This is a genomic window from Actinomyces sp. zg328, assembly GCF_009829635.1.
Taxonomy (GTDB): Bacteria; Actinomycetota; Actinomycetes; order Actinomycetales; family Actinomycetaceae; genus Actinomyces; species Actinomyces marmotae.
In genome coordinates, this window is record NZ_VWPE01000006.1 from 58056 (window position 1) to 79098 (window position 21043).

Here is a 21043-nt window from a genome sequence, read left to right on the forward strand (position 1 = left end):
GCGGCCCGCCCGCCGGGACGGGCGGGACTCATTCGTGGGTGACGACGGTGGTGCCGATCTCGACGAAGTCATAGAACCAGCGGGCCTCCTCCACGGGAGCGTTGACGCAGCCGTGGCTGACCTGGCCGGAGTCGTAGCCGAAATCGGTGGCCCAGGGGGCGCCGTGGATAGCGAAGTTGCCATCCCAGTAGGCGATCCAGGGGACGGCCTTCTGGCAGTAGGGGAAGTCGGGGGCGCAGCCGAGGTCCTGGGACTCGTTCTTGAGGTAGACGTGGTGGGTGCCCAGTTTGGTGGCCCACTCGCCGGATTCCTCGCCGTGGTTGATGTTGACGGGTCCGTGGACGACGGTGGTGCCGACGTAGGCGGTCATCGTGTCGTCGGTGAGGTTGACGTCGACCCATTTCTCGCCGTCGGCGGCCTGGTAGGCGAAGCGCTCGGGGCCCGATGGGACGGCACGGGTCCGGGCGGAGGGGGCGATGGGCTCGGAGGCGAGAGCCCCGGAGTAATCGTTCCCGGCTCTCAGGGAGGAGACGATGCCGTCGGTGATCTGCTGAGCGTTGGTGGTGCGCGTTCCGGGCCGGCCGGGGCGGGCCAGGCCGAGGTCGTTGCCGGCGGCGTCGACATTGGTGATCTGAGGGACCGGCGCCTTGTCCACCTCGGCGGCGCGGGCGTCCACCCAGGCGCGGACCTTGGCGGGGTCGATCCGGGCCGTCATCCCCTCATCGGTGGCGGTGGTGGTGACCCAGGAGGCCTTCTCCGCGGTGGTCGCCGTCCAGGAGGAGCCGGCGCCGGTGAGGATGACGGCGCCGGAGATGAGCGCGTTGGCCTCGGTGACGGCGGTCTTGGCGTGGAAGGTGGTGGTCGGGGCCTCCTGCGGGGCCGCGGCCACGGTGATGTCTCCGCCGCTCAGCGAGCGGGCGGAGGTGGTCAGGGAGGCGCGGATGGCGGCGCCGTCGACGCCGGTGCCGGATGAGTCGGGGACGACCTCGAAGGCGGTCCCGTCGGCGCTGAGCTGGATCCGCGCGGGCACGGGGGCGGTGCCGGCCAGGGCCTGGGCGGAGGCGAGGAAGCCGGCGAAGGCGTCCTCGTCGAGGGTGACCGCGGGGATGACCTCGCGGGGCCCGATGATCGATCGCAGGGTGGGGCCGAAGGAGCCCGCGCCGGCGACGGCGGCCCTGGCGGTGGCGTCGGCGTCGAGAACGACCCCGGCCTGGGCGAGGGTGGCCGTCTGACTGCTGCCCCCGACGCGGATGGTCACCTGGGCCTCGTTGAAGCGGTTGGAGACGAGGCCGACGATCTCGTCGTGGTCGAGGCCGCTGACGTCCTGCCCCGCGACGGTGGTGCCGGGCAGGGCGACGTCGTCGTGGGCGCGCGCGTAGCCGCCGACCATCGCGGCCCCACTGAGCACGAGCGCGCAGGAGGGGACGATCTGCCACCACCCCGGCCTTCGCCTATTCCTCGCGCCGTGCCGCATGACGAAAGGATAAACGCCTCGCCCGCGCGCACCATATTCACCCTGGTCAGGGGCCACGGCACGGGGCGCGGGGCGGCAGCCAGCCCCCATTGAGCGACACGCTCCGGGCAGGCCAGCCGTCCCTCAGCCCCCGCCCACGCAGGCTGGACGCCTTCGCACCAAGGGCGGCAGCCACGAGATCGACCTCATCCTGGAGGGGCCCGACCAACTCGTGTCACCATCGAGATCAAGGTGCCGGCGCCTCCTCGCGGCGACGCACGCAACATCTCCTGCGGCTCAGGATTCGCTCCTGGGCGACCACCTGTCAGCCCACTCCAACAGTCGTCGATACGCGCACGCCGAGCTCAACCGCAATCGGTGTGTACAGGTCGACGCCCTGCTCGCCGCTGGCCAGAGACAGGATGAGGCAATAGCGGACAGGAACGTCCAATCGATCCTGCCTCCGATTGTTCTTCCACCAGCCTCCGGTTGGATAGACGACAACGTGACCGCAAGCGGCGAGTTCAGCACCTGCTCCGACCCACTCATCCTGATGCAATGAGCCTACACCCCGGGCCCGCTTCCCAAGAAACCATCGACGAGAATCATTGGAGCACCCCTGACCCCCTTCTTCCTCATCCCTGGCCCCTCTGTTCACTCGCGCAATAAATTCATCGACGCTCTCAGTCGACTCCTGGAGATCGAATCGGAGCCCGTGAGAGGAGTAGGTGTACTTACCGTTCCATCCACGACGCGTGCCAGACGGCTCGATGAAGTATGACAGCGTCAACCGAAGTCGGACATCAGTATCGCCGAGACTCTCGAGGACCTCACGCGGCCACGGCAGAGAGTGTAGACGCATCTGGTGCATCTTGAAATCATCAGCAAAAGGCATGATCCGGTCTTGAACCACCATCGTCACTGCACTTTGGGACGAAGAGAGAACTGCCTCCTCGGTTGGGACTCCCCATCCATATCGACGAAGCAGCCGGGCACGCTCACTCTTCTTGCCGCAGATATCAAGACTGCGCCGCATGGCGGGCGTCCACTGGGCCTCATGCACAAGAAGGCCACGAATCGTCTCCGGCCAGTACGACGGATAACGAGCCATAGCCAGAGCCGCAAGTCTCGCCGCCTGAGCGGTTGCGGCACTCGTCGCGTTGGCCGAGGTCAGGGCGACGTCATTTCGATGACCGGTGGAGCGCAGCGAGAGCAGCGAATGGCGAGGCTCGAACATCCCCCGCCCGTCAGAGAGCACGTTCCCTCCCTCCAGGCAGATCTCGGGCTTGATCGGCCAACTCCGGTCCCCGAAGAGCAGGGAGGTCCGACTGTGAGGCGAGAGCTCACCTGCTGGAGCCAGCGGGCGGTACCCGCGATAGGTCGGATCCGAGGGTAGAGAGTCAAGCTCCGTGTACGCTCCGACGGTCAACGCGTTCCACGACTGTCCGGGATCTTCAATCGGCTGGAGATCGGAGTTCGCCAGATGGTCCTGGTCATAGCGGTCAACATTAGCAGCGGAGACGATGATAAGCCGGGCAGCCTCAGGGTCCGGCGCCGAGATGAGGCCAACCTCGTTCCCCCTCACGACGATGTCCGTGCCGACCGCAAGGGCATCGATCGCCGTCGACCACAGGGTCGGCTGCCCAGGCTTCGACTCGGAGGTGGCACTGATCGGCATGCAGAACGCTCGTCGCCGCTGGGAGGATATCTCCGGAAGGGAGACTGCCTCGATCGTGGTATCGGCATAGGTTCGTGGCGGCTCCCCCGCGACCCCAGAACGTCGTTCGGGCAGAATACGCACCGACTCCAGGCGGTGCTGCAACGCGACGCCCCCGAGTCCCTGCAAGAGGTCATCGAGATGGTCACCGTACAGCGCCAATCCCGCCATGGACGTGCCGTGCCCATCAGCATCATTGCCAGGTCCTCCAACAGCCGTATGCTGATCCCGGCTCGCCAGCGACGAGCGGAGCAGCCGGTGTTCCCGGAACACGCCGGTGTCGAGATGACAGACCGCGGGAGCATCTTCACTCGCCGCACTCACCCTGCCCGCGAGGTCAACAACGTACTCCATCCGTTCGTCGACATCGAGGTCTTCGATCGTGTCGATGAAGGAAGGCACGCGCACCTCAGTCAGAGGAAGATCAGTAGCAGTCAGCGGCCCGAGGTCTCGCCACGTCGAATTAACATGGACGACGAGCGAGTCTTTGACGCGGACATGCCGGTCGAGAGTCTCCAGGTTGTACGCCATCAGGACCCGTTCCAGGAGTCCAGGACGTTCCCGGCGCATATCGAGCCATAACTCCCACCACACTTTCCCTTCCTCGGGCGGCTCTCCTTGAGAAGTCCACAGATCCCTCAAGAAAGCACCTTGAACCCGAGAGATATTGGCTACCAACCCACTGTTCTTCGGAGCACTTCTCTTACCGTCCTTCGACCACCTATCCTTCTCAGGATCAAGATACTCCTCAAACAGTTTAAGGAAATGAGATCTAAACTCGTCGGCCACCCAGATGACGGCACGTTCCGGGGAGACCTCGGTCGCCTCATGAACGGACAGCAGGATCCATTTCGGCTTCTTGAGCGTCTTACGGTGCGCAGTTAAGGAGGTCAGACGATCTAACTGGAGGGGGAACTCGGCCGCTTCCCCCTCAAGGGTCAGGTACGTGCCGGTAGCACGAAGAACCTCCTCTACATCATCCACTTTTCGAGACTCGTCCGTGGACGCGAACACCCCCGCGACCTCGTCAAGAATCCGCTGCCCGTGAACGGCGCGATCCACTGCGCGCCTCGCACTCTCTCCGCCTCCGCGCGCCACCCAACTCTTCGGCTCGACGCGATCGCGCACGAGCAGGTGGTCGAGGTTGTCGGCAGCCGGGGACATCGTGGTCCTCAGGCGAGACTGGCCGACCGACGTACGACGAGCGCTGTCTCGAGATCACTGCGGGTCACTCCGTCATCTCCTCGCATAAGTGCCGACTTGGCGGCGGACTCGGCCGCCTTGACAAGGTCTGCATGGCTGAGCCCGTCCGTCAACGGGCTGAGACCACTGAAGCTGACGCCCTTGACCAGGCTGCCCAGCCGTTTGCGCATGACCGACTGCGCCTGCTTGCTCGTGGGCAGGGCGTAGGTCAGTACGGCGTCGAAGCGCCGGAAGAGAGCGCGGTCAAGGATGGTGCGGTGGTTCGTCGCGGCGATGACGATGGACTCCGCACTGGCTCCCTCCAAGAAGACGAGGAAGGAGTTGAGGATGCGCCGGGCCTCTCCGACGTCGTTGCCCGCTCGGTCCCCGCCAAGCGCGTCGAACTCGTCGAAGAGGTAGACTGCGCGACGTGTGGCGATCTCATCGAAGATGACCCTCAGCTTTGAGGCCGTCTCACCCATGAACTTGCTGAGAAGGCTGTCGAGGCGGACCGTGCACATGGGAAGAGACAGTTCGGAGGCAATCACCGAAGCGGTCATCGTCTTCCCCGTTCCGGGCGGCCCCTCAAGAAGCAGCCGGTGCATGGGGACGAAGCCGTGCTCGAGGAGGACGGCTCGTTGCCGCTGCTCCTGAATGACCTGGGCGACCTGTCCGGCCAGGTCCGCGTTGATGACCAGGTCGCGCAGATGCGCTCGAGGGCTGCTCACCTCGACGAGGTCGGCGGCCTCGCCCTGGGGACGCGGCAGAGTCGCCACAGCAGCCAACGGAGCAGGCGAAGCAGCACGACGGGACGACTCGACCGCCTTCTTGAGGTCAGCGGCTAGGCGGTGATGCCCCTGGCGCGCCTCCCGAGCTGCCACTTGGAGGGCGACCGCGTAGAAGGCTTCCTCATCCCCAGCAGCGTGGGAGCGCACCAACGCCGTGATGTGCGAGCCATGACCGGCCACTGGCGCCTCCTCCCGCGCTGGCTCCACAGTTGCGATCACCATCCTATGGCAGGCGCACGACACGACCGACGGGCTCGCCGAAGCGAACACCCGGCCCACTCACGGAACATCGAGACCAGCGTCATGGCCAACACTGCCCACGCGCGCGCGCCGGTGAGCACGGCGCGCGGCCAGGGAGGGCCCCGGAGGCGTTTCCCACTGCCTAGGATCATGTCCGTGACCACGGCCATGCCCGCCCCTCCCCCATCCGGTTCCCCAAGCACCGCCCCTGCCTCCCCCGACGTCGCCCCCGGCTCGGTGGTGCGCGTACGCGATGAGGAGTGGCTGGTCACCCAGGTCTCCCACAACGCCGACGGCCTGCTCGTCACCGTCCAGGGCCTGTCCGAGCTGGTGCAGGACACGACCGCCCAGTTCAGCGCCGGCCTGGATCGCATCACCCCGGTGGACCCGCATCTGACCCGCGTGGTGGCAGACCCATCACCCGGCTACCGCCTGTCACGCCTGTGGTTGGAGGCGACGGTTCGCAAGACCCCGCTACCCGCCGTCTCTACGGACCTGGCGGTGGTCGGCGACGTCCTGGCTGACGCCTTGCCCTACCAGCTCACCGCGGTCCGCCAGGCCCTTAACCCGGCGAACCTGCGCCCCCGGATCCTGCTGGCCGACGCCGTCGGGCTGGGCAAGACCCTGGAGATCGGCATGATCCTGGCCGAGCTCGTGCGCCGCGGCAGGGGCGAGAGGATCCTCATCGTCACGCCGCGCCATGTGCTTGAGCAGATGCAGCATGAGATGTGGTCGCGCTTCGCCCTGCCTTTTGTGCGCCTGGACTCGGTGGGCATCCAGCGGGTGCGGCGCTCGGTGCCGGCCACCCGCAACCCCTTTTCCGTCTACCACCGCGCGATCATCTCGATCGACACGCTGAAGTCTGACCGCTACCTCAACCACCTGCGCCGTCAGCGCTGGGATGCCGTCGTCATCGATGAGTCGCACAACGTCACTAACCGCGGCACGCTCAACAATCGGCTGGCGGACATCCTGGCGCGTCAGACCGATGCCCTCATCCTGGCCTCGGCGACCCCGCACAATGGGGATCCTGCCTCTTTCGCCGAGCTCATCCGGCTGCTGGAGCCGACGGCGGTCCACCCCGACGGCGAGCTTGACGAGGAGGCCGTGCGCCGGCTCGTCATCCGCCGTCACCGTCATTCACCTCAGGTGCGCGACGTCGTGGGCGGCCGGTGGAAGGAGCGGCTCACCCCGGTCAACCGGCTGGTGGAGCCCTCCGGCGCGGAGGAGGCGGTGGCCGCAGAGCTGTCCCGTACCTGGCTGCACCGGCCCGACGGCGCCGCGGCGCCCGGGCTGGTCCCGGGCCACGGCCGGGGAGGCGAGGCCCTCTTCTCGTGGACGCTGGCCAAGGCCTTCCTGTCCTCCCCGGCGGCCCTCATCCAGACGATCGACGAGCGTCTGACGCGGCGCCTCTCCCGCGCGGCCGACCAAGACGCTCTGGCCTCCTCGGAGCAGGCGCAGGCCCTAACCCGGCTGCGCGAGCTGGCCGCAGTGGCGAACACGACGGACTCGGGCAAGTACCGGGCGCTGCTGGAGGAGCTGAAGCGGATCGGCATCGGGCGCCGCTCGCCGCAGCGGGTCGTGGTGTTCGCCGAGCGCATCGCCACCCTGAACTGGCTGGCGGAGCACCTGCGTGAGGACCTGGGCCTGCCGGCGGAGGCGGTGCGCGTCATGCACGGCAGCCTCTCGGACGTGGAGCAGCAGGAAATTGTGGAGGCTTTCCGCCAGTCACACACGCCTGTGCGCATTCTGGTGACAGGTGATGTGGCCTCGGAGGGCGTCAATTTGCACGCCCAGTGCCATGAGCTTATTCACTACGACATTCCGTGGTCGCTCATCCGTATCGAGCAGCGCAATGGCCGTATCGACCGTTACGGCCAGGAGGTGGCTCCCCAGATCACCACCCTGCTGCTCAGCCCTGCGGACCCGGGTTTCTCCGGTGACGTGCGGGTGCTGACCCGTCTGATGGAGAAGGAGGAGCAGGCGCACCGGGCGCTGGGTGACGCCGCTTCTCTCATGGGCTTGTACTCCGGTGAGAAGGAGGAGAAGGCGATTCGTGAGGCGCTGGCGGCGGGCACGGATATCGACCAGGTCGTGCCGGATGTGGACGAGGCGCTTGAGCGCGACCCGATGGCAGCCCTGTTCGCGCGTCTCACGGGGGCGGCGCCGGCGCGCCCCGACGCCACTCCGGAGCGCCCCGACGCCACTCCCGCGCACTCACCCGCTCCTGCCCCTCTGAGCACCACGTCGTCTGAGCCGACTTCTCTGTACGCCTCGCAGGTGGACTACCTGCGCCAGGCGCTGACAGAGCTCTATGAGCGTCCGGAGGAGAAGGCTGACCCGATATCGGGCGCCGGCGGGGTGTCGTGGCGTGAGCACGGCGTGGAGCATGTGGCTGAACTCGTGCCCCCGCCGGGGCTGCGTGCCCGCCTGGAAACCCTGCCGCAGTCCTACCTGCAGGAGCGTCGGGTGCGCGAGCGCCTGCTGCTGGCGACCACGGCCAGCAAGGGTGCGCGGCTGCTGGCCCAGGCTCTGCGCGATGAGTCGGATTCCTCCTGGCCTGAGGCCCACTACCTGGGGCCACTGCACCCGGTGCTGGAGTGGGCCGGTGACCGGGTGCTGGCGCGTCTGGGACGCTCGTCGGTCTTCGCCATCCACGGCGAGGTGGATGCCCCCACGGTTCTGCTGCTGGGGACGCTGTCGAACCGGGCGGGCCGGACGGTGTCGATGGTGAGCGCGAGCGTGGCTTTCCCCGTCCTGGACGTGGAGGCGGCCCGGGCGGATGTGGCGGCAGGGTGCGCGCTCACGCCTGTCCCCTTGACCACAGTGCACGCCTCACCGGCAGCCATGTTCGCAGCGGTCGGGGTGGGCCCGGGGCAGATGAATCCGGGCGCGCCCGCGGACCTGGACCTGCTCGGCGCGCTCATCGCCCCGGCGGTGGATGCAGCCGACAAGCAGATGCAGACGGTGGTTACTGTGGCCACGGCGGAAGCAAAGAGGCGGGTGGACGCCTGGGCGGCGCGAGTGGACTCGTGGGATGACGACGCCGGCCGGCTCCTGCAGAACCGTCAGCTGCGCTCCCAGCGCCGCACGGTGAACCAGGAGCGCGAGTTGATCGCGCAGCACTCCCCCGCCCACACGCTTATCCGGCCACTGCTCGTCGTCGTACCACGGCATGCCACTGAGGAAGGAGGCCGCTGATGGCGGTGTCGGACGCGCTCGTTGTGGGCGAGGACTTTATCAGTGAGCACTACTTCACCACTGACGCCACCAAGGGGTCTTTCCTGGCGCGGGTGCTGGAGCGTCGCAAGGAGTGGGAGGACCTGGAGAGGGCGGTCGGCGCTGCGGCGCCCGTACCGACGCCCCGCACGCGCCTGCGCTCCGCCCGCTCGCGGCTGGAGGAGCTGTTGGCGGCGCTGATGGTGGCCGACGACGGCGGGCCGTCGGACGGCGGCGTCGCGGGCGGGCAGGAGGCCCTGACCGCCGGGGCCCTTGAGGCCTCGGCCGAGCTGGACGGCCTGCTGCGCGAGGTCCTGGGGTTTGCCTCGGCGGAGTACCGGCTGACCGAGCGCGGCCCCGTGACGCTGGTGCGCCCCTTCGGTGACGAGGGCCCGGCTCCCGTGGCTCTGCTGCGGGCACGCCCTGTCTCCGCGGTGGAGGACCTGCTGGTCAAGGACGGCCAGACCTTGGCTGAGCCGTGGCAGCCGGTGGACCTGGCCGACCCGGCCGCAGCTGCGGTGGAGGGGGCTGAGCCGGTGGAGTCGGTGTCCCGGGCGCTGTCCACGCTCATGACGGACGAGCACGGCCCGGCTTTCGCCCTGGTCCTGGCGGGGCGGTGGGCGCTCATCGCGGAGAAGGAGCGCTGGCCGGAGGGCCGGTGGCTGGCGGTGGACGTCCAGCTGGTCGTCGAGCGCCACGACCTCAGGCGCGGCGGTGAGGTGGAGCGGGCCCTGGCCTGCCTGGAGGCTGCCTCCCTCGTGCCCGGCCCGGAGGGTGAGACGTGGTGGGCGATGACGCTGGCTCAGTCGGCGGCGCACACGGTGGGGGTCTCGCAGGACCTGCGCGAGGGGGTGCGCTCCTCGATCGAGGTCATCGCGAATGAGGTGGTGCGTCGTCGTGCGGCGCAGGGTCTGGCCCCGCTCCCCCAGTCGGCGGCGCAGCCGCTGGCGCTGCAGTCGCTGCGGTTCATCTACCGGATCATCTTCCTGCTGTATGCGGAGGCGAGCCCGGAGCTGGGCGTGCTGCCGGTGGGGGCCGCGGAGTACGACGCCGGCTACGGCCTGGAGCGCCTGCGTGAACTGTGCCTGCGCGAGCTGCATGAGGAGTCCTCCCAGTCGGGCACGCACATCTATGAGTCCCTGGGCCTGCTGTTCACCCTGGTGGATCAGGGGCATGACGCCCGGGCGGCGGGCGTTGAGGCCGGGGAGCCGGTGGACGGCCTGGTGTTCCAGCCGATGCGCGCGGACTTGTTCCGCCCTGAGGCGACGGCGCTCATCGACGAGGTGGGGCTGGGCAACGCGGCGATGCTGCGGGTGCTGCGCAGCCTGCTGCTGACGAAGGAGGGCGGCAAGGCGGGTCGCGGCTTCATCTCCTACGTGGAGCTGGGCATCAACCAGCTGGGCGCGGTCTATGAGGGCCTCATGAGCTACACGGGTTCCTTCGCCAGGCAGCGCCTGTGGGAGGTGGCCCCGGGCGGGGACGCCTCGAAGGGCTCGTGGGTGGTGCCGCGTGACGTCATGGAGGGCCTGGATGAGCACGACTTCGTGACGGTGGCCGATGAGGTCACCGGGGAGCGCCGGAACGTGACGTATGAGGCGGGCGAGTTCGTCTTTAGGCTCTCGGGCCGGGACCGGCAGCGCTCGGCCTCCTTCTACACCCCGGAGGTGCTCACCCGCTTCACGGTGCAGCAGGCGCTGGCCGAGTTGCTGGACCGTGATGGGCGCACGACGACGGCTGAGGAGGTGCTGGAGCTGACGGTGTGTGAGCCGGCGCTGGGTTCGGGGGCCTTCGCGATCGAGGCGGTGCGTCAGTTGGCGGAGCAGTACCTGGCGCGCCGAGAGCGTGAGCTGGGCCGGCGGGTGGATCCGCAGGAGCGTCCCCGCGAGTTGGCGAAAGTCAAGGCGTACCTGGCGCTGCACCAGGTGTATGGGGTGGACCTCAATGCGACGGCGGTGGAGCTGGCGGAGGTCTCCCTGTGGCTGGACACGATGGTGGAGGGCCTGGCGGCGCCGTGGTTCGGTCTGCGCCTGCGCCGCGGCAACTCGCTCGTGGGCGCCAAGCGGGCCTTGTACTCGCTCTCCCAACTGAAGAAGGGCGCGTGGCTGAGGAGCGCGCCGGTGGCTGAGCCGCTCAGTCGGGTGGCCAAGGCGCTGGATGGCGACGACGGCGCCCGCCGCCTGGGTGGGGCCGTGGACGTGTCGGATCGCATCCACCACTTCCTCCTGCCGGCCAGGGGCTGGGGCAGCGCGGTGGAGGTGCCCACGCAGGTGCGGGACCTCGTGGACGCTGAGCGTCTGAAGGCTCTCAAGACCTGGCGCAAGGAGGTGACGAAGGCGCCGACGGCGGTGCAGGTGCGGCGGCTGACGGCGCTGGCGCGGCGCGTAGAGGTGCTGTGGGAGCTGAGCCTGCGGCGCCTGCGGGTGGCCCAGGCGGAGGCTTCCCGGCGCATCGACCTGTGGGGGCAGCAGTCGGCTCCTTCCGCCAGTTCGGGCGTGAGCCGTGAGCAGATTGAGGCCTACCTGGCTGATGAGGACTCGGCGTACCGGCGCCTGCGCCTGGTGATGGATGCGTGGTGTGCCCTGTGGTACTGGCCGCTGACGACGAACGTGGCTCCGCCGACGCTGGAGCAGTGGCTCGATGCCCTGGAGGGGATTGTCGGAAAGGCCCTCAAGGAAGTCAAGGGCACTGATGGGACGTTGGCTGAGGCCTCCACCTGGGCTCAGTTGGAGGATGTGGAGGCCGTCGAGCTGGGCTTTGCCGGCGCCCGCCCGGTCACAGCCATTTTCGCTGACCCGGAGAACCGCTGGCTGGAGGTGGTGCGCAAGACAGCTGCCGAACAGGGCTTCTTCCACTGGGAACTCGACTTCGCCCCCGTTTTCGCCCGTGGTGGCTTCGACCTCCAGGTGGGCAACCCGCCGTGGGTGCGGCCGCGCACAGACGTCAATGCCCTGCTGGCGGAAGCCGACCCGTGGTGGACCTTGACCAGCAAGCCCTCGGTTGCTGCCAAGAACGCGCGTCTGCCTGCGACGCTGGCGCGCGACGGTGTGCGGGACCTGGTGATCGACGGTACGACGGAAGTCATCGTCCAGTCCGAGCTGCTGAGCGATGCGAGCATCTATCCGCTGCTGAGCGGTCAGCCCGATCTCTATCGGGCCTTCATGTGCCAGGTGTGGGAGCACCAGAGTGAGCGGGGCATCTCCAGTCTCATCCACATGGAGACGCACTTCGCGGACGCCAAGACTTCCGAGCTCCGTGCCGCTACCTACCGGCACCTGCGCCGGCACTGGCAGTTCATCAACGAGCTGTCACTGTTCGACATTCAGCACCAAAAGTCATACGGCGTCCATATCTATGGGACTGAGCGTATGCCCTCATTCGCCCATGCGACATCGCTTTACCAGCCGGAGACCGTCCTGCGGTCGCTTGCCCACGACGGCAGTGGCGAAGAACCAGGCTTCAAGGATCCCCATACGGGCACGTGGGACCTGCGCCCCCATGCGTCCCGTATCCAACGGGTAGACGAGTCGGTCTTGCGGACCTGGCAGGCCGTGACCGAGGCCGAGGACTGGCGCTCCACCCCTATGGTCTCGACCGTCAACTCGGCGGCAGCACGCACGCTGGCCAACCTCGCATCGCATCCGCGGATCAGCAGGCTCGGGCTGGAGTTCTCCGCAGGTTGGCATGAGACAGCCGATTTTTCGAAGGGTCTCTTCATCAAAACCTGGGGCGAAGCAGCGTGGGAGGACGCCATCCTCCAGGGGCCACACCTCTATGTCTCCACTCCACTGTACAAGGCCGCGAACGAGACCATGCGTCACCAGCAAGACTGGACTGCGACAGAGTTTGAGGCTCTTCCTGCGGGCGCCCGGCCGGTGACCCAGTACAAGCCGGCAGGCGACCGCGCCACGTACGAGCGCCTCTATACCCACTGGGGCGAGTCCTCCGCCCGCAACCATTACCGCATCGCGTGGCGCCGCATGGCCGCCAACACCGGCGAGCGCACCCTCATCCCGGCGATCATCCCTCCCGGAGTTGCGCATGTGGACGCCGTATTCTCCACAGCAGCACCGGCCACTGGGCTGTCAACCACCGCTCTTGTGTCAGCCCTAGCGTCAACTCTTCTCGCCGACTTTCAGATTCGTTCACGTGCACGCAACGACATCCGCGGCAACGATTTCAATCTCCTGCCCACCCTTCCACCTGACAACCCGTTGAGTCACAAGGTCATTCTCCGCACACTCCGTCTCAACTGCGTGACTGATGCATACGCGGACCTGTGGGCGCAGTGCTGGGAGGACTCTTTCCTCGATGACGCGCCAATTTTGAAGCGCCACGATGAGCGTCCGGTGGGCCCGGTGTGGACGCGGGACGTGCCGTTGCGTCGGGCGGAGGATCGTCGGAATGCTCAGGCAGAGATCGATGTGATGGTGGCGATGACGCTGGGGGTGCCGGTGGAGGATCTGTGCACGATCTATCGGACGCAGTTCGCGGTGCTGTACGACTATGACCATGGCCGTGGCCAGGGCGCGTACGTCTATGATGCGAACGGCCGGCAGGTGCCGACTGTGGTGCGCCAGGCCTGGGCGAAGCGCGGCCGCCCGGACTCGGATGACGCCATGCCAGTATCGGAGCGCACCCACCCCCACCCCGGCTCGGGCGTAAAATATGTGTACTCCCTCCCCTTCCGCACCCGCGACCGCGAATCCGACTTCCACCGCATCCACAACATCCTTACTCAACAAATGTAGAAATACAACCACAAAAGCAGCGTCCTGCCATTCGACCAACGATAGACTCAGTCAGGTGACTTATGTATCTCAAACGCATAACAATCGAGGGTTACCGCGCGGCGGCAAACACGCCAATTGTTTGCGAACTGAGCGGACGCTTCTCTCTGATTCTCGGCGCCAATGGCGCCGGGAAGACAACGATCAACGAGGCGATAGCTCTAGCCCATCCACGCCACTTTCCTCGACTCGCACCTATCGACGCAACAGCCTTGGGCGTCGCGCCGCGGTCAGTCCGCGTAGACTACGAATTCGAGGAAGACCCTTCCCGAGAAGGCGCATTTGGAAAGTATCGAAAGCGGCGTGGTCTCGCAGCACCGCGATGGGCCCGTCCACTCGAACGCTCGCTTGGCCAGGTCCGTGCAGGGCGTCCCAACGAACCGACCGATGAGTACGAAAGTATTCGATTGGTACACCTGCCAGCACTTCGGAACCCGATCGACGATCTCTCACGACGTGACGCCCGCATCCTCCTCGAATTGCTCCGCGCCGACGAACGTAGACACCCCAAAACCGACGGACTTCAATCTTTGAGAGCCAAAGCTGAAGGCATGCTTGACTCACTCACAAATCATCCGCTCGTGGCGAACGTCGAAGACCGCATCGCTGAGAACCTCAGAATCATCAGTGGAGGCGTCCAAGAGCATCACGCATTCGTAGGCACACAGACAGTCGATGACACCTATCTGGCCCGAGTGTTCGAAATGCTTGTAGCGCTCATACCAGAACGCGCGACAGCCCGCCGCCTCCAGGTGTCTAGCCTCGGGTATGTGAACCTGCTCCACATTGCCGTTACCCTCGCCGGAATCCCAGATGCAGGAAGCACTCTACCGTCTGATGATCATCCGAGCGAGAACGGCGATACAGACGCAGAAATAGAGAGCAAAGATGAACGCGCCGAGGCTGCGAGACAGAGGCTCGCACAGACGGCAATGGCCGCAGATTCCGATGCAGACTCCTTCTATCCAGAACTCTTCCATGCAACGGTCTTGATCGAGGAACCGGAGGCGCATCTTCACCCACAACTTCAGTACGGACTCATCCGCTATCTGCGCACCTTGGTTAAAGAACGCCCAGACATTCAGATCATTGTGACGACACACTCAGCGGAGCTCGCCTCAGCCTGTAACGCCGAAGAACTGACAATCGTGCGGAAGGATCCCAATAACTGCACGCTCTCACGTCGACTCGTAGATCTTCCATTGAGCAGGGGCCTTAAAACCGAATTGTTTCAGCAGACTCGGCTTCACCTCGACGCAACTCGCTCATCCGCGTTGTTTGCCGACAGAGTTCTCATTGTCGAGGGCGTCACTGAGGCGAACATTCTCAGGCTGCTTGGCCGTGCGTGGGCCGGCGGTGATCCTCAACAAACCGGCTTCATTGACTCTCTTGCTATTCTTCCTCTCGGCCACAAGATCGGACAATAGCCAATTCGCCTGCTCGCGACGCCTACTTACGAACTTGTCACTCGCGTTGCAGCCCTAGCAGACACGGACTTGCGTGGCACTCCACTCCCCAGCCCACCACCTCCTGCATGGCACTCACATCTCAACGCCGAGACCGCACGCTTCTTCTGGTCTCAGCCAACCCTTGAGCCCTCACTTGTCAGCGGTAACGAATCCCTCGTCGAGGCTGCATTTAAAAAATGTGGACTCAACCCACCTATTCCAGTAAGCACCGAGACCGTCGATGAATTTTTCACCAGCCAACCGAAACACAAGGGCAAGTTTGCCCTTGCCATTGCGCGACTGATCGACCAAAACCTGAGCACTGTCGTCATCCCAAGCCACATCAACGAAATGTTCACTTGGCTGTACGACAGCACGGAGCCCACCCTATCCCCTTCAGGCAACATATTCTGAGCATACCAATGGTTCAGCTCACGAACGCTCAGGCACTTGCCGCAGCCGCGACCGATCGACTCGTTAACGTTATTTCAGCACCAGGCAGCGGAAAGACCACTATCGCGGCAGAAAGATACGGCTACTTGCGGTATCAGCCGGGCGATCTCCGCGGTGTAGTCGGCCTCACATTCAACCGTGCCGCTGCGGCTGAGTTACGTCACCGTATCGAGCTCCGGTGGGGCAGCAAGTGCATCACTACTCCCCATCATGTCGTCACCTTCGATCAGCTTCACGTTGACCTCCTCACATTTCTTCTTAGAGAAGAAAGAATCACCTGGCCCAACAAGACCACAAAGCTTGATGTCTGCGACGACTACCGCGCATATACGGGATTTCGATTCCTGACGGATGGAGATTGCAAGCGCTTCGCCTGCCTTGACAACAACAATTGCGTCGTTTCGAGGCGTCGGAAGGTAACGAAACCAGAAGCTGGGATCAGCAAGTTCGCTGACCATCAAACGATTCTTGATGCCGGGACGGTCAGCCACGAGGACGTTCGCTCGATTCTCCATTCAGCCATGCAGGTCGACGAATTGAAGGAAGTCACAGTCAATTGGCTTTCCGAAAACTATCGGGCTTTGGTAGTCGACGAGGTATACGACGGAAACACCCTCGATCTCCACATCGTCTACCTCGCCGCTGAGGGCGGCCTATCGATCACCCTTGTTGGTGACCCCTGGCAAGCGCTATATAGGTGGCGAGGCGCAGAGCCCGAAGCCGTAAAGAGACTATTACATAACACTTCCGACCCATTTATTGAGTATGAGCAACCAGAGTCTTTCAGGTATACTGGCGACCAGATGCCTCAACTGGCAGCAACTCTACGTGCCAGAATCGGCATCACTTTACCAGACATCGACAGCAGCGAGGTCGACGTCGCACTTGCCCGAAACTGGACACAACTATGGACTGCCGGAAACAACGTTCTTCCACTTGCTTTCCGAACGGTGAATAATGCGACTGACGCGGCAATGAACCTCTTTCTCGACGTTGCCACACGCACCCGTCTAGGCACAACATCATACGGACGCGAGGCGGCTATCACAAAACTAGGACTAGACCGCGAGAATTTTCAGAAGGAGCAAGATGAGTTATTCGCACCCCTGGTCGCGAGCCTGATTGCCGCTAAGGACGAAGCCGAAGTCCTCGAAGATTTACTCGAGGCAGTCAAGAGTTTGGGAGTCCGCAAGCCAAGGCGCCCCGACAAACGGAAGGAGTCCGACTTTCGTATGCAACTTTCGAGACTGGCAGAGAGACTTCGGCTGCCTTCACTCATCCCTGGCCTCACGGTTTTCCAAGCTAAAGGGCGGGAGTGGGAGCGCGTTGGAGTCGTACTGTCTCAAGACCAAGTTGATGCGCTCAAATCAGGCCTTGATGAGCATGAGGAAGAGGACTGCATCACTTACGTTGCCATCACTCGCGCCAGACGGTTCTGCGGCTTGCTGAGCGGAACGACAGATCTTAGCACCCTGGATATCTGATCTCTTCCTAGCATTATCATTCTGAACCTCGTCGAGCGGGTCTTCGAACGCCCTTACCACCACTCACCTGTGCGCAAAGCGTTCGTTGACCGCTTGGTGGCTCATACCGGCTCTTCACGATCCAGGGTGTAGCAGGGGGCGGAACCCGCCGGCTTGTAGCAGTGAGCGGGCGATGTAGTTGGTGAGGTTGCGAAAACCGAGCGCGGCGGGGCGTAGGTGCTCCAGGCAGCCGTTGACAGCTTCGGTGGGGCCGTTGGAGGTGCGGGGGTGGTCGAAGTAGGCCAGCACGTGGGAGGCGCGTCTGTGCAGCGTGCGCCCCAGGGCGGTGACCTCGCTCAACTCGGGTGGCACGCCGTGCGAGATGCTGGTGATCAGCTTGAGCATGAGTCTCTTTGCCCTGGGCCCTGTCACGATGGCGGTAGGCGGCGATCATCCTATGGTAGATCCACCAGGTGATCTCCAGCGCGGTGTGCTCGTCGTTGGCGAGCAGTTCCTCCAGGCGGGTGCGCTGGTTGTCGGTGAGCAGGTCCTCGCCGGTGTGCAGGGTGCGGCGCGTCTTGTACAGGGGGTCACCAGCACGTCCCCGCCGCCCGTGCAGCTGCTGCTGGATACGCCGGCGGCAGGAGTCGAGCGCGTCACCGGCCAGGTGCACCACGTGGAAGGGGTCCAGCACCGCCTTGGCGTCGGCCAGATCCTCGCTGGCAGCGGTCTTGAACCCGGTGAAGCCGTTCATGGCGACCACCTCGATGCCCTGCCTCCAGGCCTGGGGACGTGAGGCTAGCCAGGCCTTGAACACCTGCGTGGAGCGCCCGGGGACCATGTCAAGCAGACGGGCCGGACCCGTGCCCTGGCGCAGTGGGGTCAGGTCGATGACCACCGTGACGTACGTGTCCTCGGACCTGGTGTGACGCCATACAAGAGGGGACGCCTCCCGCTTGAGAGCGCAGCGCGCGGGCGAATCGTCGACCCCGATGACCCTGACGCCGTCGAACCGGCCCGGCCTGTCGATCAGCACGCGCCTGCCCTCGGCCAGGACCGCCTCGTTGGCCGTGCTCCACGACACACCAAGGCCCTGGGCCACCCGGGCCATGGACAGGTGCTGCACCACGATCCCGCTCAGGGCCCACCTCAGGTGAGCCCGGGAGATCTTCGAGCGCGGCTGGGCCGCCGCCTGCGTGCTCTGGCGCCACACGTGGCCGCAACCGGCGCAACGGTACCTGCGCACCCGCACCGCCAGCGTGGTGGGACGCCATACCAGAGGCGCGCCAGAGACCGGGTCACCGCCTCACGCGCCCCCCCCTTGCACCCGCAGCGCCGGCACTAGTCGTCGGGCTCAAGAACCCGCCAGGCCAGCACCGCACGCTCGGCCTCAATGCGCTGGCCGGTGACCTCAAGACCCAGGTCGTCCAGGCCAGCGAAGGCAGTCAGGTTAGGCGCGGTGAAGGTAGCGTTGGGCACGTCGAGGTCTTCCGGATCGGTTGTGTCAGAGTTCCCATCATCGGAAGACCCCGCCCCCTACCCCACCACCGACACGCCGCACCCAGCTCACACCACCACTACACCCCCGATTGAGAAGAGCCGTCAAAGCCGTCCTTGGCCGGTTTTCGGGGAACCAGGTATAATGCACCCAGTGCCGAAGGAGAGGAGCATCCCGTGGTCACTGAGGCTGCAACGATCGCGACGACTGAGGCCGAGCGGGACCTGCGCGTGGCCGAGGCAATCCACAGCGTTGAGATGGAGGGCCTGACAGTGACGGAATCCGGCCGCCAGGACGCCCGCGAGTACATCGCCGGTCGCATCGATTCTGACGAGCTGGTGGCCCGCGCCCGCGCCCGCTATGGCCTTGACTGAGTTCATCGATCCGCGCCTCGCTCCCAAGACGGGCCTGCTGCGGAACAAGGTTGGAGAACGAACAAAGATCGCACTCGATGAGGCAGAGGGTGGCCTTTCGTTTGCCCGCTTGATACAACTCATCGATCACCCGGCGAATCCGACCAATTTTGGCAAACAGGATTTGAGTTGTGGGGTAGTTCTGGCCGGTCATGGAATCGAGGACCACCGATGAGTGGAAGGAGGCGTAGAACATCTCCGTCTAATGCCGCGCCTCCTGCCCGCACCGCCTCAAGGACACACCCCACCTACCCCGGGGGATTCTGCCTTCGCACCCGAGCCTGCTCATCCAGGTAGGCGATGAGAAGCGGTAGTTGAGATGAGCGATCCATCGGCCACACTCCGTCATTCCGCGCACCATCAAGGAAGACAGACTCCCGCCGGCACGCCTCATCCGTCTGCTCAATCAACCACGCCGGGATCATCCTGCCCTTCGCATAGTCTTCCCACTGCTTGCTGACGAGACTGAGGGCTTCCCCACTGCTCGTCGGTCGAGACGGCTTTGTGAGGTGCTGAAGAATCCAGCCCTCGATCGACACCGCCTGGAGGGCGCTCCGATGAGCGGGGCTATCCTTCCGCCACTTCTCAAGCAACTCGCGATGCACCTCGTTCTTATCGACGTCGCACACCACCCAGATCACCCCCTGGCAACGTCCCTCACGTTCCGCCCGCCGCGCCTTGTCCAACAGACCCTTGAGAGAGGTGCGAGAAGCCGCCGATCCCGAGCGATGCCACTGCGGGGCGAACACGCCAGGGTACCTGTGATCCAGAAGCGCTTGCAGGTAGGCCTTCTCCGTCGCGCCCTCGACGATGAGGTCGATGACCTCACGAGGCTGCCGCACGCCCGTTCGACGCGAGCCTCGCCCTACGTCCTTCCATGACGTCTTGCGCTTCTTGGCCACGACCGCCCCTCAGCCCCGGGGGACGCCGCCGATGCGGCCGGACATATAGAAACCCAGGAGATCAGCGTCCTTGCGAACCCCCACGTCGGCATAGTCCGACACCCGCGTCAGCTCGGACTGACCATCGACCTTGTCAGCGAGCCAGATCTCGTCACGGCGCAGCAGGTCGGCGCGCATGAGCTGGATCTCGTGCGTCGTGAAGATGAGCTGGCGACGTCCGCCCGGACCCAGCCCATCAAGGAAGGAGGCGATGAGCTCCTCCGTGAGCCGGGGGTGCATGGAGTTCTCCAGCTCGTCCACGACGAATACGCTGCGCTCATCCACCGCCCGCAGTTGGAAGAGGATCGGCAGGAGGTTCATGAAGCGCCGAGTCCCATCGGACTCCTCACGCAGAGGCAGGCTGAAGGACCGCCGGTCTTGTGCGCCCGGTCCCGTCTCGACCTCGTGGTGCGCGACCAGCCGTCGCACCACCGGCTCCCCGTCGTCATCGAGGGTCAAGAGGGCATGGTCGCCATCGCTCGTCGCGAGCATGACGGTGCCACCCGCCTCCCGCAGCAGCTCAACAAACTCATTCACCACATCACCGGGTATCGACAGGGCTCCAACGCGCATGTCCTCGAAGTCCAGCCTTGAGATGCCCGTGTCCGCCCGCGTCAGACCAGCGTTCATCGCGTCGGCGAAGACGGCGTCGACGTCCAACCGGCTCGGCAGGTGCACGTACTCAGCCCCCGGGTGGATGACCGCGAGATTCCGGGCGAACCATCCGTAGGCGAGAGCCACGGCGCTCTCGGTGTCCGCGCCCAGCACACCAGTATCCCCGCCCAGCACGCCGAGGAAGGTCTCGTTGTCCGCGATCACCGTCTTGTGCGCGTTCGCCCTCACGTCCTCGTCGAGGTCCCCGTACAGCTCGACCCCGTTCTCGTCACGCTCGAAGATCACCTCCTCGGTTCGCGTACGCACCTCAACGAGGGACTCACGATGGATACGACGCCGGTCGGCAACGACCTCGTACAGGAACACGCGGTCCTCACCCACACCATCCGGCCGAGGTGCGCCGGTGACGAACTCGATGGTGAACGACGTCGGCTCGCCCGCACCCTTGAGCAGGTGGGGCGTCAGCCGCAGCATCGCCCCGACGGGCCGTGCCTGAAGGATGAGACCCCGTAACGCCTCCAACGCGTCGACAAGCGTGGACTTGCCCGAGGCGTTTGCCCCGTAGACCGCCGCCACAGGCAGGATCCGGGAGCGACCGACCTTCGCCAGGCGCTCACCATGGCGGCGCTCACGCGTAGCCACCATCGTGAACTCAACAGGCTCGTAGTAGGACTTCCAGTTCTGGACCCGCAAGTACCGCAGCATCACAACCTCGATCCGGATGACGCAGGTTTACTGCAACAAATGTACCCCATGGGGGTCATCGACGCCAGAACCTCGACACCTCACGCACGCCCGCATGTACGGCCACACCCCCTCGACTTCG

11 protein-coding genes and 2 pseudogenes are annotated in these 21043 nt (G+C 65.1%); 7 read left to right on the forward strand and 6 right to left on the reverse strand.

From position 1 onward, the window contains the following. Positions 1–28: 28 nt before the first annotated feature. From GVV75_RS10445 to GVV75_RS04770, 3 genes are all read right to left on the reverse strand, one after another. Complete coding sequence (locus GVV75_RS10445; protein ID WP_159813729.1) at positions 29–1474, reverse strand: L,D-transpeptidase family protein; 1446 nt, start codon at positions 1472–1474, stop codon at positions 29–31. Positions 1475–1778: 304 nt separating this feature from the next. After that, the gene (locus tag GVV75_RS04765) at positions 1779–4334 is read right to left on the reverse strand and encodes a S8 family peptidase (protein WP_159813731.1); all 2556 of its coding nucleotides are present in this window, start codon (positions 4332–4334) and stop codon (positions 1779–1781) included. Between the two features lie 8 nt (positions 4335–4342). Beyond that, positions 4343–5320: an AAA family ATPase gene (locus GVV75_RS04770; protein ID WP_159624789.1), complete on the reverse strand. Its 978-nt coding sequence runs from the start codon at positions 5318–5320 to the stop codon at positions 4343–4345. A gap of 210 nt (positions 5321–5530) precedes the next feature. Here GVV75_RS04770 and GVV75_RS04775 point away from each other — a divergent pair, with 210 nt between their 5' ends. The 5 genes and pseudogenes from GVV75_RS04775 (at position 5531) to GVV75_RS04790 (ending at position 16771) form a co-directional block, all read left to right on the forward strand. Then, on the forward strand, positions 5531–8581 hold the full coding sequence (locus GVV75_RS04775) for a DEAD/DEAH box helicase (protein ID WP_159813733.1): 3051 nt from the start codon (positions 5531–5533) through the stop codon (positions 8579–8581). After that, a complete protein-coding gene (locus tag GVV75_RS04780; protein WP_159813735.1) occupies positions 8581–13347 on the forward strand; it encodes a class I SAM-dependent DNA methyltransferase in 4767 nt (1588 codons plus the stop codon). Before GVV75_RS04775 ends, GVV75_RS04780 begins: the two co-directional genes overlap by 1 nt. A gap of 62 nt (positions 13348–13409) precedes the next feature. After that, a pseudogene (locus GVV75_RS10530) lies at positions 13410–13544 on the forward strand (AAA family ATPase); the annotation flags it as partial. Positions 13545–13937: 393 nt separating this feature from the next. Next, complete coding sequence (locus tag GVV75_RS10270; protein WP_236266062.1) at positions 13938–14813, forward strand: ATP-dependent nuclease; 876 nt, start codon at positions 13938–13940, stop codon at positions 14811–14813. 443 nt (positions 14814–15256) lie between these two features. Further along, positions 15257–16771: a UvrD-helicase domain-containing protein gene (locus GVV75_RS04790; RefSeq protein WP_159813739.1), complete on the forward strand. Its 1515-nt coding sequence runs from the start codon at positions 15257–15259 to the stop codon at positions 16769–16771. 114 nt (positions 16772–16885) lie between these two features. On the opposite strand, the pseudogene GVV75_RS04795 reads toward GVV75_RS04790, so the two are convergent. Beyond that, positions 16886–18229, reverse strand: a pseudogene (locus GVV75_RS04795) (ISL3 family transposase). A 195-nt stretch (positions 18230–18424) separates the two neighbouring features. Here GVV75_RS04795 and GVV75_RS10275 point away from each other — a divergent pair. Then, entirely contained in the window at positions 18425–18622 is a 198-nt protein-coding gene (locus GVV75_RS10275; RefSeq protein ID WP_159813741.1) for an antitoxin VbhA family protein, read from the forward strand. Then, positions 18615–18836, forward strand: a complete 222-nt coding sequence (locus GVV75_RS04805; protein WP_201288708.1) for a hypothetical protein — start codon at positions 18615–18617, stop codon at positions 18834–18836. The genes GVV75_RS10275 and GVV75_RS04805 overlap by 8 nt, the downstream gene beginning before the upstream one ends. A gap of 73 nt (positions 18837–18909) precedes the next feature. Here the strand turns inward: GVV75_RS04805 and GVV75_RS04810 are convergent, their stop codons facing one another. Both GVV75_RS04810 and GVV75_RS04815 read right to left on the reverse strand, forming a co-directional pair. After that, positions 18910–19563, reverse strand: a complete 654-nt coding sequence (locus tag GVV75_RS04810) for an RloB domain-containing protein (RefSeq protein WP_159813743.1) — start codon at positions 19561–19563, stop codon at positions 18910–18912. Between the two features lie 9 nt (positions 19564–19572). Beyond that, positions 19573–20922 (reverse strand): AAA family ATPase, encoded by a 1350-nt coding sequence (locus tag GVV75_RS04815; RefSeq protein ID WP_159813745.1) that lies wholly within the window; start codon positions 20920–20922, stop codon positions 19573–19575. Positions 20923–21043 lie beyond the last annotated feature (121 nt).

Bases quoted from the DNA above. Each gene is read 5' to 3' on its own strand.
- GVV75_RS10270 (WP_236266062.1), top strand. From the start codon at position 13,938: ATGCTTGACTCACTCACAAATCATCCGCTCGTGGCGAACGTCGAAGAC.
- GVV75_RS04815 (WP_159813745.1), bottom strand. From the start codon at position 20,922: ATGCTGCGGTACTTGCGGGTCCAGAACTGGAAGTCCTACTACGAGCCT.
- GVV75_RS04765 (WP_159813731.1), bottom strand. From the start codon at position 4,334: ATGTCCCCGGCTGCCGACAACCTCGACCACCTGCTCGTGCGCGATCGC.
- GVV75_RS10445 (WP_159813729.1), bottom strand. From the start codon at position 1,474: ATGCGGCACGGCGCGAGGAATAGGCGAAGGCCGGGGTGGTGGCAGATC.
- GVV75_RS04775 (WP_159813733.1), top strand. From the start codon at position 5,531: ATGTCCGTGACCACGGCCATGCCCGCCCCTCCCCCATCCGGTTCCCCA.
- GVV75_RS04790 (WP_159813739.1), top strand. From the start codon at position 15,257: ATGGTTCAGCTCACGAACGCTCAGGCACTTGCCGCAGCCGCGACCGAT.
- GVV75_RS04780 (WP_159813735.1), top strand. From the start codon at position 8,581: ATGGCGGTGTCGGACGCGCTCGTTGTGGGCGAGGACTTTATCAGTGAG.